The organism is Prevotella sp. DNF00663, from assembly GCF_001553265.1.
GTDB lineage: Bacteria > Bacteroidota > Bacteroidia > Bacteroidales > Bacteroidaceae > Prevotella.
Window position 1 is genome coordinate 89,955 of sequence record NZ_KQ960601.1, and the last position, 13,874, is coordinate 103,828.

At 43.3% G+C, this 13,874-nt stretch carries 16 protein-coding genes; 5 read left to right on the top strand and 11 right to left on the bottom strand.

All coding sequences use genetic code 11. The features are described 5' to 3' along the window. The 9 genes from HMPREF3034_RS03090 to HMPREF3034_RS03130 all read right to left on the bottom strand — a co-directional run bounded on the left by HMPREF3034_RS03090 (position 1) and on the right by HMPREF3034_RS03130 (position 8,586). Positions 1–1,710, bottom strand: coding sequence for a hypothetical protein (locus tag HMPREF3034_RS03090; protein WP_062433067.1), 1,710 nt, complete (start codon positions 1,708–1,710; stop codon positions 1–3). A 59-nt stretch (positions 1,711–1,769) separates the two neighbouring features. Beyond that, positions 1,770–3,713 (bottom strand): DNA primase, encoded by a 1,944-nt coding sequence (dnaG, locus tag HMPREF3034_RS03095; RefSeq protein ID WP_036899358.1) that lies wholly within the window; start codon positions 3,711–3,713, stop codon positions 1,770–1,772. 361 nt (positions 3,714–4,074) lie between these two features. Next, positions 4,075–4,365, bottom strand: a complete 291-nt coding sequence (locus tag HMPREF3034_RS03100) for a helix-turn-helix domain-containing protein (RefSeq protein WP_062433070.1) — start codon at positions 4,363–4,365, stop codon at positions 4,075–4,077. A 2-nt stretch (positions 4,366–4,367) separates the two neighbouring features. Continuing rightward, positions 4,368–4,718, bottom strand: coding sequence for a type II toxin-antitoxin system RelE/ParE family toxin (locus HMPREF3034_RS03105; RefSeq protein ID WP_036899361.1), 351 nt, complete (start codon positions 4,716–4,718; stop codon positions 4,368–4,370). Between the two features lie 205 nt (positions 4,719–4,923). Further along, positions 4,924–5,469 (bottom strand): 16S rRNA (guanine(966)-N(2))-methyltransferase RsmD, encoded by a 546-nt coding sequence (rsmD, locus tag HMPREF3034_RS03110; protein WP_062433073.1) that lies wholly within the window; start codon positions 5,467–5,469, stop codon positions 4,924–4,926. Between the two features lie 8 nt (positions 5,470–5,477). Next, the gene (locus HMPREF3034_RS03115) at positions 5,478–6,296 is read right to left on the bottom strand and encodes a DUF3822 family protein (RefSeq protein WP_036899365.1); all 819 of its coding nucleotides are present in this window, start codon (positions 6,294–6,296) and stop codon (positions 5,478–5,480) included. Further along, a complete protein-coding gene (locus tag HMPREF3034_RS03120; protein WP_036899367.1) occupies positions 6,277–6,759 on the bottom strand; it encodes a hypothetical protein in 483 nt (160 codons plus the stop codon). Before HMPREF3034_RS03120 ends, HMPREF3034_RS03115 begins: the two co-directional genes overlap by 20 nt. Before the next feature lie 61 nt (positions 6,760–6,820). After that, complete coding sequence (mutY, locus tag HMPREF3034_RS03125) at positions 6,821–7,828, bottom strand: A/G-specific adenine glycosylase (RefSeq protein ID WP_062433076.1); 1,008 nt, start codon at positions 7,826–7,828, stop codon at positions 6,821–6,823. A gap of 350 nt (positions 7,829–8,178) precedes the next feature. Continuing rightward, on the bottom strand, positions 8,179–8,586 hold the full coding sequence (locus tag HMPREF3034_RS03130) for a DUF4332 domain-containing protein (protein WP_062433082.1): 408 nt from the start codon (positions 8,584–8,586) through the stop codon (positions 8,179–8,181). A 417-nt stretch (positions 8,587–9,003) separates the two neighbouring features. On the opposite strand from HMPREF3034_RS03130, the gene HMPREF3034_RS03135 reads away from it, so the two are divergent. From HMPREF3034_RS03135 to HMPREF3034_RS03155, 5 genes are all read left to right on the top strand, one after another. Continuing rightward, entirely contained in the window at positions 9,004–9,843 is an 840-nt protein-coding gene (locus HMPREF3034_RS03135) for a MotA/TolQ/ExbB proton channel family protein (RefSeq protein WP_036899374.1), read from the top strand. After that, positions 9,840–10,361, top strand: a complete 522-nt coding sequence (locus tag HMPREF3034_RS03140; protein ID WP_036899376.1) for a hypothetical protein — start codon at positions 9,840–9,842, stop codon at positions 10,359–10,361. The genes HMPREF3034_RS03135 and HMPREF3034_RS03140 overlap by 4 nt, the downstream gene beginning before the upstream one ends. A gap of 2 nt (positions 10,362–10,363) precedes the next feature. Then, on the top strand, positions 10,364–10,897 hold the full coding sequence (locus tag HMPREF3034_RS03145; RefSeq protein ID WP_036899378.1) for an ExbD/TolR family protein: 534 nt from the start codon (positions 10,364–10,366) through the stop codon (positions 10,895–10,897). Continuing rightward, positions 10,894–11,358 (top strand): ExbD/TolR family protein, encoded by a 465-nt coding sequence (locus tag HMPREF3034_RS03150; protein WP_036899380.1) that lies wholly within the window; start codon positions 10,894–10,896, stop codon positions 11,356–11,358. Before HMPREF3034_RS03145 ends, HMPREF3034_RS03150 begins: the two co-directional genes overlap by 4 nt. A gap of 93 nt (positions 11,359–11,451) precedes the next feature. Continuing rightward, entirely contained in the window at positions 11,452–11,952 is a 501-nt protein-coding gene (locus HMPREF3034_RS03155) for an Lrp/AsnC family transcriptional regulator (protein WP_036899382.1), read from the top strand. 3 nt (positions 11,953–11,955) lie between these two features. Here the strand turns inward: HMPREF3034_RS03155 and HMPREF3034_RS03160 are convergent, their stop codons facing one another. Together HMPREF3034_RS03160 and HMPREF3034_RS03165 are read right to left on the bottom strand one after the other, a co-directional pair. Then, entirely contained in the window at positions 11,956–12,441 is a 486-nt protein-coding gene (locus tag HMPREF3034_RS03160; protein ID WP_036899384.1) for a dihydrofolate reductase, read from the bottom strand. Then, positions 12,431–13,825, bottom strand: a complete 1,395-nt coding sequence (locus HMPREF3034_RS03165; protein WP_036899387.1) for a methyltransferase RsmF C-terminal domain-like protein — start codon at positions 13,823–13,825, stop codon at positions 12,431–12,433. Before HMPREF3034_RS03165 ends, HMPREF3034_RS03160 begins: the two co-directional genes overlap by 11 nt. Positions 13,826–13,874: the final 49 nt, after the last annotated feature.

Genomic DNA, 13,874 nt, shown 5'->3' on the forward strand with positions numbered 1-13,874 from the left:
CTATCCTCCTGTCTTAATCTTTTGGATATAGGCCAATTCATTGATGGCAAAATCGCTATTTTCAGGGTCATCAAGCATGTTACGAAGCAATTTCTCGGCCTCATCATAGCGCTGTTTATCTATATAGACACTAGCTTTCCGACGATAGAGGAAGTTGATAAACGAAACTTCCATGTCGTTATGAGTTCGTCCACTAATGGCTTTTGTCCGTTCCATTTCCTGTAATAAGCCATCAATAACAGTACTTGCCCTGAAATCTTTACCATTTACAAGACAGTTAACGTATTCTTCTGTGTACGTGATGCGCCGTTGTGGAAGCGTCATCTCCAAATAATAACAAGCTCGCTGATACTGTTTTAATTCGCAATAGCAAAAACCTATAAGGTAAGAAACCTCAAAGAAAGCTTCTCGCATATCCTCTTTCAAAGTATCAAATTGCTGACTCATGGCTACATAAGCAGGCTCCAAAAGGAATAAAGCTTCGCAGAATCGTTTTTGATTAAAAAGAATTCGCCCCCGATAAGCATTGAAAGCCAATGCCGGCTCCATACATTTGGCAATCAATTTTTGCTCTTCCGACAAGTCATCAGTTTCTCCACGCTTAGTCTTTTCTATTGCTTCTTTCCACATATAACGGAACTCATCGAGTCGCTTCTTAGGATTTGTAAGGTCATAAGCAGCCAATACCGACACCACTTTAGGGGCATTATCATCACTTCCTGCCTTCACATCTGTTGTCATGGATAGCGGAAGTAAGGTCACGGTCATGCGAAAATAAAGAGAGTTATCAGCCTTTTTCTCCGATCGAACATGAATACTTACCGTACGTTCAGCAACGAGTTGACCGGTTGTCAAAAGCGAAACAGACAACAAAGCTTCATCTTGTAAGAAGTCATCCTTACCTATAATAGTAGATGCCGGAGCAAATTTTCTTATCTCGTCTGTCTCTTTGATAGTTCTCATCTCGCTTTCGCTAAAGATGCAAAGCGACATGGGAACAACCCCCGACAGCCCTAGTACAGAACTAAACAACTGTTCTAATGTAATGGGACACTCCTTTGTCTGTCGCCATCTCGGCCCTGCCACTTGGTGCTGAATCTCTTGTTCACGAATAAGGAAAGTTTCTCTGGCGAGCTCGGCATGTTTTCGTTCAAAGTCAAGACCAATAGCTTTGTTGCTGTCTTTAATCATTTTATCGATTCGACTCACAAAGTCACTCTGCCATCTAAACATATCTATCATGGCACGCGAGAGTATTTTGACCGATGTTTGTTCGTTAATAAGCAATCCGGTTGTCATGTGCAAGTCCACAGAATTATCTTTCTCGTCAAGCGAATACACCATTTTGAGTGTCTCAGTATTCAGATTACACTGATTCATCAAGGCTCTTACCAAGTCCAAATATTCGGTCTTGGTGGTATAAAAGAATAAATAAGATAGTTGGATATAGGGAGAATTCTGCTCTATTTCTATACGGAAATGCCCACTCTGGAAATCGTATTTAGTAATATCCTTGCCTTGTTCCTGCTTCCAAGTGAAATGGCAATTCAACTTCTTCAGGGCATTTGTCACCGTAATTTTGTTATCATCGTCGTGCTTTACGAACAATCCTTTGCCGGCATCGCGCCTTTTGCGCCATATCGGAAAGAATACAAAGGCAATGATATACAGTATTCCCCAAATGATAAAAAGATAAAATAAATCCGTCATACGTAATTACAAATATACATTTTTATTACATCTGACAGCAAGTTATATGCGTTAAAATGTCATAAGATGATGTTATTTCCGAGTTGACGAGCCAATGCGTTGCGTATCTCTTGCATATCCTTGTATTCCGCAAGCATCTTCATCATGCGTTCACTATCATTACCTACAGTGGCAATCTCACGTTTTAGGTCTTGCAATCGTTGCTCTACGAAATCCATACGGAAATCAAGTATCAAGTGCAACACCTTTTGTCGAAGACTCTCCTCATCCTCTACCACCTTATGACTTTCCGATAATATCACCTTGTCTTCGCTCATATCGGTGGCTATACGACTCATGTTAATATCGTGATGATGCACAAAATAAGGTTCAGCCTTAAATCCTTCATCCGCCTGATGTTCCACCGCTTCGGCCAACATACGATTAAACAACTCATCATGAAATTCCAAACCATCTTCCGATAAATTGTAGGCTACGAACTGAGACAGTGATAAATTGTGTACGTGACCATCTTCATCTTCCACATTATCATAGATGATACGCTCACCATATCGCACAATCAGCTGCATCAACATCTGCTCAACCTTAGTGCTTTGAGGCTGTATAATGAGGGCTGTAGATGTAGAAAGAGCCTCAGATACACCTATTTCTTCTCGTCTACGCTGCCGTTCTACTTCTTTTTTTTGCTCATCTCGCTCTTCCAAAATAAACCTGTTCATCGTGTTTATGAGCGTTACTTCATTGATACCCATACGTTGTGCACAGTCGTGCAAGTAGGTATCGCGCAGTATTTGGTTCTGTATCACCGAAATACTCTTCACGATTGAGTTGATAGCTTCCGAACGTTTCTGTGGATCAGTCTCGTTTTTCAAGAGCAAATCAGTCTTAAACTGGATGAAATCAGTCTGATGTTTCAAGATATAATCGTGGAAATCGGTCGCCGTATGTTGCCGTGCAAAGCTGTCAGGATCTTCCCCATTGGGCAACAAAAGCACTTTCAAATTCATTCCTTCGGCCAATAACATGTCCGTACCACGCAATGCTGCATGGATACCGGCGGCGTCTCCATCATATAATAAGGTAATATTCGAGGTGAAACGGTGCAGCGTATGAATCTGATGGACACTCAAAGCTGTACCCGAATTGGCCACTACGTTCTCAATACCACATTGATGCATGGAGATGACATCGGTGTAACCTTCCACCATATATACCCTATCTTCCTTAGCAATAGCTTTCTTTGCTTGGTAGATACCATAGAGTTCGTGGTCTTTATGATAGATATCCGACTCCGGAGAGTTGACATATTTCTGATTCACTCCTTTCGTCCTAGAGTCCAATACGCGTCCTCCAAAGCCTACTATCTTGCCGTTCACACCTACCCAAGGGAAAATTACTCGACCGGCATAACGGTCGATAAGTTCCCCTCGATCATTGCGATAACAGATACCTGTACTCAATAAATACTCATCACGATAGCCTTTATTACGTGCAGCAGTGGCCAATGCGTGACGGTCATTGGTATCATAACCCAACTGAAACTTCTTGATAATGTCATCGCGGAAGCCACGACTACGGAAGTATTGCATACCGATAGCCACACCGTCTACATGATTATGCAGCACATCATGGAAGTAGTTGGCAGCCCACTCGTTCATAATGAACATACTTTCACGTTGACTTTGCTCACGTTTTTCTTCGTCAGAGAGCTCTCGTTCTTGTATTTCAATATGGAATTTCTTAGCCAACCAACGTAGCGCTTCAGGATATGTCATCTGCTCATGTTCCATGATGAAACTCACAGAATTGCCACCCTTGCCACAACCAAAACAATGACATGTCCCACGAGAGGGCGATACATAGAACGAAGGAGTCTTCTCGTTGTGGAATGGACACAACCCTTTGAAGTTGCTACCACTCTTACGCAACGTCACAAATTCGGATACTACGTCTACGATATTCGCAGCATCTTTGATTCTTTCAACTGTTTGTCTATCTATCATGTTTAGGAAATACAAGGGCAAAAACAAGTTCCCTTTTTAACTTTTACAAAGATAATGCAAACGAGCGCAATGAAAGTTAACTTTCAAATTGCCGAGTGCAGCTTAGCTTCTACAAAGATAATATAAAGCACACTAAAATCAAAGGGTTTACTTTTATTTATTTACCATATCTGCACACAAACATCCTAAACGGCAAGTAGTTCCCATTCATTTCATATATTACTTACTAATAGCTGCTTACGGGATAGAAAGGAACTCTAGAAAATTGTTTTGGTTGTTCCATATGACAATGGTTTATAACCGCAGTTTACTTGAATCAAACTATACACTCAGTTTCTAAGATTCTGCCTTTTCTTGGCTATCACACTTGTATTTGGATATTAAGCTTTCCACCCAACCCACGTTCTACAATATCAAAGAGGGTTTTAAGTGTTATATTCCCGCCATCGTTCTCTACTTTCGAGATGAATGTACGTTTCTTATCCACACGTTCGGCTAATTGGCTTTGCGTCATACTCAGTTTCTCACGCGCTTCTCTTATCTGTATACCTATCCGCAAAGCCTCTAATTCATTTTCTATACGCGTTCTTTCGAGCGTACCAACTTCACCATAATATTTATTCTTGATTTCATCTAATGTCATTGTTTTCATAATTACCTTTCCTCCTCTGACTTCTCTTTAAAATATTCTTTCATCAACTTCTCGGCACGTTTTATTTCCTTGCTTGGTGTTTTTTGCGTTTTCTTTTGAAAACCGGAAAGAAGAACTACCAATTTGTTTCCATCAAAGAAACAGAATATACGAAATATATTATTTCCAAGTTGTACACGTATCTCAAATAGTCCGTCAGTCCCCTCCATATATTTAAGGTAAGTAGAGGGAATACGTTCCATCCATTCTATTATATCAAGGACTTTAATAATCTTATCGCGCACCTTCTGAGTCTGTGCAGCAAAGAACTTATCAAAATAGTCTTTATATGTAATAACCGTCCTTTGCTTCATACCACAAAGGTAATTTAAAAATTACATATTAGCAAATAAAAAGCCAATTATTTACTCCATGTACTTAGCCTCATGTAGTAAAAAGAACAGCTAAACAACATTCGTATTCTACACTTTATCCTCTTTACCCATTGACAAGAAACATAAGTAAACCTACCGTCATAAACTGGATATGTAACGATAAAATTAAAAACTCACAAACATATTATTCTTCACCTCTCATTTTAAAGATAGAGAAGTTCACACTGCCGTAAGCGCGATGCTCTACAAAACAAGGATGAGCCGAAAAATCATTGTGTTTACCATGCTCAAAAACAAATATCCCCCCCTCAGCAAGCACCCCCTGCTGCAACACGAGGTCGGGAATCGTCTCTAAATGAGGCAAACTATAAGGTGGGTCGGCAAAAATAAAGTCGAATTGTTGATGACATTTCTTCACGAAATGAAATACATCACCACGCACAAGAATATCTTTATCGGTACCCAATTTTTGAAAACACTGGCGAATAAAGTTGGCATGGTCACGATCGGCCTCCACACTGACCACCTGACGACAGCCACGCGACACCAATTCCAAGGATATACTGCCTGTCCCGGCAAACAGGTCAAGAGCACTGGCATCCTCGAAATCCATGTATCCTTGCATCACATTGAAGATATTTTCTTTTGCAAAATCGGTCGTAGGACGCGCCTTGAACGAACGCGGTATTTCAAAATGACGACCTTTATAGATTCCTGTGATGATTCTCATAATCTTCTTTACCTTCCTTTTAAGAACAATACAACCATATCAAGTGGTATTCCTTTGATTTTCGTAATAGCAGCTCGATTGAATTCTGCCGATGCTGTCATCACATGAACCTTTTGCAAATAGCGGCGCAAGTTTGCTAATAAATCTTCTTGATCAGGTATTCCTCCCATCAACAGGAGTTCATCGCCACGCACATCGAACCCCATCTGCTGCCATGCATACAACAGAAAATAAGCTGAATCACGTGAGTTTCCGGCATCAAAAGAGTTGCAAAACTTGAATCGTCCCTGCGCAAAACTGAACACATCAAGCCTCCCGTCGTGGAAATAACCATAGAGTTTGCGCCATGCACCGGTCTGACTGCGACGATACAAATAGCTCCACATGGGTTGTACAATAGGCATATAACGGATGTCGGCGAAGTGATCATCGAGCACCAACTTCAAATCTTTATTGATGGAATAGAGCGCCACAGCATTGATAACCGGCAACACGCTGTGCAGCACACAGTCGTTCTCGCTATTCGTAAACGTATAGTGATAGAGCGATTCCATCGCTTCCTCTTGGAATTCTTCCAACGGTATCATCAACACAGGAGTGTCTATCATTACCTGCGCTTTCTTATATCCTTGTTCAAGAATTGCGTTTTCGCGGAAAGCCTCACGCAGATTGGCAGCCGTCGAGATGCCACTACGCATGATATACGGTTCGTACACCAACTTATCAGTAGCCTTTGAATCGACCACAGCAATCGAAAGTGAGTGTTTGGTGATACGTAGTGTCACACGTCCGGTGACGTTTGGATGTTTATTCCCAATTTCCTGCATTGTTGTTATCGGTTGTGATGTCGCCAATCTTTAGTCCGGGATAGCGTCCCGCAGCATTGGCTTCTTCGATTAAATTGGTTATACTATAGGCATCAAGTCCTTGCAGATACTGCCCATAAGTGGCTCCACACTCCATGAGCGGAATCTGTCTGCCAGTTTTACCGAGTGCCATGGAAACCGTCAATGAGAAGCGTTGCCCACCTGAAAAAGGAATATAAGAGAGACTGTCCGCCAACAATCCGGCATCAGTCAACTGCTTAAAGCTGCCCGCATACACTCGATGTAAACGTCGGTATTGCATCTCTGCCTGCCTTATCTTCAAGAGTCGTTGCTTCACCACAAGCTCGCGTTGTTGCTGTTCGCGCTTGAATCGAACGGGCGCATTTACACTTAAAAAGCATAATACGGCCAACGCCAGTACACAGCACATCAATATATGGTTGCTCTTGACTTTCGGTTTCATCTTGTATGCAAAGATAGTAGAAATCAAAGACAAACGGAAATTTATTTCAAATAACTTCCTCCTACCGCCTGTCTATCGCTTCAAAGAGAATTTCGATGAGCCGTGGCAATGCGTATTGGTCAATATCCGACTCCTCAATCCACCGATAGTCGGCAGGTAACTGAGGTTGTAAATCGACTTCAAGGAAATAAAAATCAGCATAGAGTACACGATGGGTAAGCACGTGCTTCACCTGTTTGCATAGCTGTTTGCCCGTTGGCAAACCGACAGCCTGCACCACATCTAAAGTTGGCGGTTCCCACAATCCTTGCCAAATATCCCCCTTACCGCGCCTGCGAATACACGTTTTGCCTTGCCAACGTAGATAAACATAACTCATTTGTCGTTCCGTCACCTTGACCGTCTTGAGTTTCACGGGCAGCGATTCCACCTGTCCTGTGCGCAAAGCCTCACATGTTTCGTTGATAGGACAGAGCAAACAGCGGGGCGATTGTGGCGTGCACTGGATGGCACCAAAGTCCATAATGGCCTGATTGTAAGTAGCAGCTTGGTCGGACGGAAGCAAGTCTTGCGCCATTGCAGCAAACAGTTTTTTGCCCTCAGTAGAATTGATAGGCGTGGAAATGCCGAAATATCGAGCCAACACACGGTACACGTTGCCATCAACTGCGGCCACCGGAAGCCCGAAAGCAATAGACCCTATAGCTGCAGCAGTGTAATCGCCGACACCCTTCAATCGCTTGATTTCCTCCAAAGTTTCGGGGAAACGTCCCAACTCCACTATCTGTTTGGCAGCAGCATACAGGTTGCGAGCGCGACTATAATAGCCTAATCCTTGCCACAATCGCAACACCTCGTCTTCATCAGCAGCCGCCAAGTCAGCCACAACAGGGAATCGTTGCATAAATCGCAACCAATAATCAAGTCCTTGTTGAATACGCGTTTGCTGCAAAATTACCTCACTGAGCCAGATAGCATAGGCATCTCGCGTCTCTCGCCAAGGCAGCGACCGACCATTTTCCCGGTACCATTGCAACAGAGTATGGGCAAAAGCGTGTTGTCGTTTCATACACACAAAAGTATGATTTTCTTTTGAAAGCCACGCATTTTCTCCCTCCTTTTATTCCACAACAACATATCATAAGCCGACCGAACACCTCCTCCTTTATTCAGAAAAGACCGTGATAAAACCATACCTAGCCTACTTATGACATCCAACTCGTTTACCTGTCAACTCGTCTACTTGTTAATCAGGTTACTGCAGCGGCTCATCAGCATTCCTGCCTCGTCTCTTCAACAAAACAGCAAAGGCTCTGCAGCATTGCTGTAGAGCCTTTGCAATCAATCAAGTAAGGGATAGGGGTGCACCTAGAACGATGTTTCCATCTTGTAATCTCGGCACACCCCAAAGCTAATACCCTAATATTCTAATGTCGTAGGCAATTCCTTTGCCTGATCAATCATCTTCTGTAATTCAGTAACCGAAGGGACACGGTTGCATAGATTCTTCTCATTATTGGTGGCTTCCAACTTGGGTTGCAAGTTCTCAGCTACTCTATGGCGGAACTCCTTCACGGTATCTACCCCTGCAGCTTCGAGCAATTCTGCAAATTGAGGATCCACTCCATTGATACGGAAAAGGTCAGCGTGGTTGGTCCACTTCAATATTAATTTATCGGATATACCAGTTTCTTCGGCCAAAGCTTTGCGTCCTGCGGGTTTCGTACACTTCTCCAACAACTGCTCAACAGTCTTGATTCCGGCAGCTACCAGCTTCTCGCCATAAACAGAACCTACTCCTTCGATGTCTTCAATTTTATAACTCATATCTCTAATTTAAATAGTTAAACAATTCATTTCATACTCCTTTGCATCAGAGACTTTCGCAAAGAAAGGCTATTTTCCAATACACTCCAAATGTTTTGTCACTATTTTTTTGCCCCATAACGAAGTTCTTGTCTGCCAAGGAAGGTTTTAAACAAATTTATGACACCCCATCTTGTCGGTCTATACCAAAATATGTACCTTTGAAAGCTGATTGAAGGGGCGCTGTCAAAGACATATCCTACTTTTTTAAAAGGAAGATATTCATAAATTGCATCAGTCTCGTATAGAGACGGTAGGTCTACTGTCTCTCTCAGTGATAGTGCAGTTTATATACGATTCTATACGAGCCAGACGGTGTATACACCGTCTCTACAATTAGAATATTCCCTCTATTTTAATATACAACCATTTAAAATAATGAAGAAACAGATAACCAAGATACTCATTTGCATACTCGTCACAGGTATGACCTGCACCATAGCAAATGCAGAAAGCCGCGTTGTTACGCCAGAAAAAACAGATACCGCTGCGGCCACACTAGACTCTCTATCCATGGGTACAGACAGTGTGGCGGATGCAGGTGGATTTGTCGTCGAATCGGCAGCAATGGAAGAAGCGCCTCAAGGATTGCACCAGATGCTCAAAACCAAGTTCATTGAGGGTAACGCTGGATTTATGTCGCTCGTGGCATTGGCCTTGGTCATCGGTTTGGCATTTTGTATTGAGCGTATTATCTACCTGAGTTTGTCGGAAATTAATGCCAAGAAATTCATGGCAGACCTTGACGCACTAATTGCCGAAGAAAAGATAGAAGAAGCCAAAAAACTCTGCCGAGACACACGCGGACCGGTTGCTTCCATCTGTTATCAAGGCTTGGAACGCATCAACGAAAGCATCGGTAACGTGGAACGATCGGTTGCTTCATACGGTTCGGTACAGGCTGCGAACCTCGAAAAAGGTTGTTCTTGGATTACATTATTCATTGCCATAGCTCCTTCGCTAGGCTTTTTGGGAACCGTTATCGGCATGGTAATGGCCTTTGACCAAATACAAATGGCAGGCGATATTAGCCCTACCATCGTGGCATCGGGTATGAAGGTGGCGCTCATTACAACCATCTTCGGTATTATCGTAGCGCTGATTCTACAGATTTTCTACAATTATATCCTCTCGAAAATCGAACATTTAACGGCTCAAATGGAGGAGTCGGCCATTACATTGCTTGATGCTGTGATGAAATACAAGTTGAAACGATGAAGTGGAAGTGGAGTCATCTTAAAACAATGAGCACCGAGCGAATATCTCAACGCGTGCTCTATGTGCTGACAGGATTGGCTGTCGTGGTATTCGGTCTGTTCTATCTGATAGGATTCGATCGACCTTTCGACGACGATTCCAACTTCAATGCCCCCTTGTTCACCGACTTACTCATGGTGTATGCCGCTATATTGCTTGTCGGAACGCTTGTATTGGCCGGACTGGCCATGGTAAAAACGGTCAAGATGATGCGTGCAACAGAAAACAAGGTGGTCAACAATATCCCCGTGGGACGTATCCGGCGTTACGGAATAATAGCACTTGGCGTGGTTATTTTGCTGTCATTGGTGCTGAGTTCTGGTAATCCGATGACCATTAACGGTCATGTATTCGATGACTTTGTAGCTCTGAGAGTGGCCGATTTGCTGATTTATACATCGCTATTCCTACTATTGGCAGCCATCGCAGCAGTCATCTTCGGCATGACACGCTATCGTCGTGAGAATCAATTGAAGTAAACATGTTCAGCCATCGCAAACATAAAGTCCCGGAACTGAATACCACATCAACAGCCGATATTTCATTCATGTTGCTGATATTCTTCCTTGTGGCTTCGTCAATGGACGTAAGCAAGGGACTTTCGCGCGTACTTCCGCCAATAGATAAGCAGGCAGAAGCGATGGAAACAAGTGTAGACAGCAAGACGATGATGGCGCTGAAAGTGACAGCCCGTAATCAGTTGACAATAGACGGAAAGCCTGCCGACATACGCACACTGCACCAACGAGTAGGCACCTTCCTTCAAACTAGAAAAAGAAATCATCTTATTTCACTGGACGTAGACCCAGTTTCAAGTTACGACACCTATTTTAATATACAGAACGAATTGGCAGTTGCCTACCGCATTTGGCGCAACCAAGCCGCCTTGAGCATATATCATAGAAGCTACGAACAGTGCTCTCCGCAGCAAAAAGACCAGATACGCACTATCTGTCCGCAACGTATTGTGGAAGCAGAACATACTGCTGACGCAGGGAAAGGAGGACAACCATGATTTATCGCAACCATCATCGTGGCATTCCGGGGCTGAATACAGCCTCCCTACCCGACCTGATTTTCACCGTGTTATTTTTCTTTATGATAGTGACACACATGAGAAAGCTGACCGTAAAAGTGAAATATAGAGTGCCACAAGGTACGGAATTGACCCGATTGACAAAGAAATCAGCTGTGAGTACCATCTATGTTGGCCGCCCTGTATCGGCAGATGGGGTGACCACAGAGGCTGGTACACGTCTGCAACTGAATGATAAGGTGATTACAATCGGTGAAATTGTAGACTACTTATCGGCCGAGAAAAACCGAATGTCGAGCGAAGACCGTACACTTATGACGATATCGTTGCGAGCCGATAGGAACACTCCGATGCACATCATATCGGAAGTTAAACAAGCATTAAGACAAGCAGATGTACGTAAAATCAACTATTCTGCAACAAAAAAGAATAGTAAATAATTAAAAAATCTAACGATTTAAAACAAAACTGTAATTAAAGTTGCAAAACTCATACATTCGTATTAACTTTGCAACCAAATTAAAAAATAATCAATGTCACATCATCATTTGGACTCACTAGACAAGAAAATCCTTCGTCTTGTTGCTGAAGATGCTCGCATTCCATTCTTGGAAGTAGCACGAGCATGCAACGTTAGCGGAGCAGCTATTCATCAACGTATGCAGAAACTCGCTAATGTAGGAGTATTGAAGGGCTCACAGTACATCATTGAGCCTGAGAAAATTGGGTATGAGACCTGCGCTTATGTAGGACTATATCTGAAAGATCCGGAGTCGCACGACAAAGTAATAGCCGCCTTGAAGAAGATTCCTGAGGTGGTAGAATGTCATGCTACAACCGGTGCTATGGACTTGTTTATCAAGCTATATGCGCACAACAACCATCATCTGATGCAGATTATCCACGACAAGTTACAACCTTTGGGCTTGGCACGTAGCGAGACTACCATCTCGTTCAGCACTCCCATAGACCGTCAGTTGCCTATCACGAATTTCCCACAGACTGCAGAAGACGAAGAGGAAGACGAGGTATAAAAATTATACACGGACATATTCTAAGAAAGCGAAGGCGTAATGAGCGTCTTCGCTTTTTTCGTATTGAGAGATGGAGACGAGTTTAAAATCAGATTCAAACAGTGGGAAAAAAGTATCTGCATACATCGGTCGGTCGTCAACAATGGTGAGATAGAGACGTTGCGCCATCCCAATAGTCTGCTCATAAAGTTCAGCTCCACCTATTATATATATATACTCATCTTCCGCACAATGCTCCAATGCCATCTCTAATGAGGCATATACCTCGCTATCGGGCAAAGTTTGAAGCTGTCGGGAAAGCACAATATTGCGTCGACCGGGCAATGCACCGTGGGGTAAAGAGTCGTAAGTGCGTCGTCCCATAAGGATGGTATGCCCCATGGTAAGCTGTTTAAACCGAGCCATATCAGCTTTGATATGGTAGAGTAATTGGTTGTTCAGCCCGATAGCTCGATTTTTTGAAAGACAAGCAATAATATTAATCATCATGTAGATAGATGGCGTGAGTGTTCTCTTCGGGAATATGGCTGCTCTTGATACGCCACTCTTGCGGATAAAGATTGTTGGCTCGGTTACCTATATTCTTCACAAATCCGAGGGGAAAATACTGATACGTGAGCAACACAAACCCTCTTGGCGTATCCGACGGCAACATAATGGCTTCCTTACGAAGATAAGACAAGGCGGTCGACTCGTCAATCTCAACACGCGGAAAAGCGTCTTGACAGAGCGCAATATTCAACGCCAACGACTGGTCAGGGATGATGTCCCGTCCTTTTTGTGTACCAATCGTTACACCGGCATGAATCACTTTCAAGGCTTTTACGGCCAAAGAATAAAGCCCATACCATGCCGTTGGAATGGCACGAACCTGTCCTTTATTCTCTACAAAAGCAAAATCGCCTTGCAACCAATGCTCTATTCCTTTGACAGTATCATTCTTCTTGGGAGCTTTTTGCTGTTTCTTATTCGCTTCATCAGCCTCTACGGGCTTACGGAGCACGGCCATAAAGAGGCCTTCACTACGCGTTTTACCCGGAATAAAACGATACATAGGGCGGTCATCTACCAACGAACCTGTGATATTCCAATCATCATTAATTGCAACAGGGAGTATTTCGGCTTCCAATTCGGCGATGATAGCATTCACATTCTCTTCATCTTCACGGCTGTTAAAGGTGCAAGTGGAATAGATGAGCAATCCTCCCGGCTTCAAACAAGGCCATATATCGCGAATAATATCAAGCTGCAGAGTTTGGCATTTATCCACATTCTGTAAGCTCCATTCACCGATTGCACCCTCATCTTTGCGAAACATGCCTTCTCCGGAACATGGTACATCAGCCAAAACAACGTCAAATGAGATACCCACCTTACGATAATCACGCGGATAGTTATTGGTAACGATGCAGTCAGGATGACCAAATTTTTGTATATTCTCAGCCAGAACATTAGCTCTAACATGCATCGGCTCATTGCTGAAAAGTACACTTCCGGCTGGTAAAGCGGCTCTGGCAACGGTCGATTTGCCTCCCGGAGCAGCACAAAGGTCCAACATAGTAACCGGCCGATGAATATATTGGCGCATCACGAGGTCTAAAAACATAGATCCCGCTTCCTGTACATAGTAGGCACCGGAATGAAGTAAGGGGTCAAAAGTGAAGTTTGGACGCTCTTGAAGGTACACTCCTTGCTCACACCAAGGCACTTGCCCATCGGCCAAAGGAACAGAAACATTGTACCCACTGGTCTTCAAAGGGTTCAAACGAATGCTTGTCGGCGGCGTATCTTCAAGCCCTTTTTGGAGTATTTGATATAATTCATCTCCCATCAGGGTACGTGTATGCTGCTCAAACTCTTGTGGTAAATTCATTCTCTGCGCTTCTTTTCGTGCGAAAATAGGTATAATTTCCCGCATTACC

Coding starts and splice junctions, on each gene's coding strand:
- HMPREF3034_RS03090 (WP_062433067.1), bottom strand. CDS start 1,710: ATGACGGATTTATTTTATCTTTTTATCATTTGGGGAATACTGTATATC.
- dnaG (WP_036899358.1), bottom strand. CDS start 3,713: ATGATAGATAGACAAACAGTTGAAAGAATCAAAGATGCTGCGAATATC.
- HMPREF3034_RS03100 (WP_062433070.1), bottom strand. CDS start 4,365: ATGAAAACAATGACATTAGATGAAATCAAGAATAAATATTATGGTGAA.
- HMPREF3034_RS03105 (WP_036899361.1), bottom strand. CDS start 4,718: ATGAAGCAAAGGACGGTTATTACATATAAAGACTATTTTGATAAGTTC.
- rsmD (WP_062433073.1), bottom strand. CDS start 5,469: ATGAGAATCATCACAGGAATCTATAAAGGTCGTCATTTTGAAATACCG.
- HMPREF3034_RS03115 (WP_036899365.1), bottom strand. CDS start 6,296: ATGCAGGAAATTGGGAATAAACATCCAAACGTCACCGGACGTGTGACA.
- HMPREF3034_RS03120 (WP_036899367.1), bottom strand. CDS start 6,759: ATGAAACCGAAAGTCAAGAGCAACCATATATTGATGTGCTGTGTACTG.
- mutY (WP_062433076.1), bottom strand. CDS start 7,828: ATGAAACGACAACACGCTTTTGCCCATACTCTGTTGCAATGGTACCGG.
- HMPREF3034_RS03130 (WP_062433082.1), bottom strand. CDS start 8,586: ATGAGTTATAAAATTGAAGACATCGAAGGAGTAGGTTCTGTTTATGGC.
- HMPREF3034_RS03135 (WP_036899374.1), top strand. CDS start 9,004: ATGAAGAAACAGATAACCAAGATACTCATTTGCATACTCGTCACAGGT.
- HMPREF3034_RS03140 (WP_036899376.1), top strand. CDS start 9,840: ATGAAGTGGAAGTGGAGTCATCTTAAAACAATGAGCACCGAGCGAATA.
- HMPREF3034_RS03145 (WP_036899378.1), top strand. CDS start 10,364: ATGTTCAGCCATCGCAAACATAAAGTCCCGGAACTGAATACCACATCA.
- HMPREF3034_RS03150 (WP_036899380.1), top strand. CDS start 10,894: ATGATTTATCGCAACCATCATCGTGGCATTCCGGGGCTGAATACAGCC.
- HMPREF3034_RS03155 (WP_036899382.1), top strand. CDS start 11,452: ATGTCACATCATCATTTGGACTCACTAGACAAGAAAATCCTTCGTCTT.
- HMPREF3034_RS03160 (WP_036899384.1), bottom strand. CDS start 12,441: ATGATGATTAATATTATTGCTTGTCTTTCAAAAAATCGAGCTATCGGG.
- HMPREF3034_RS03165 (WP_036899387.1), bottom strand. CDS start 13,825: ATGAATTTACCACAAGAGTTTGAGCAGCATACACGTACCCTGATGGGA.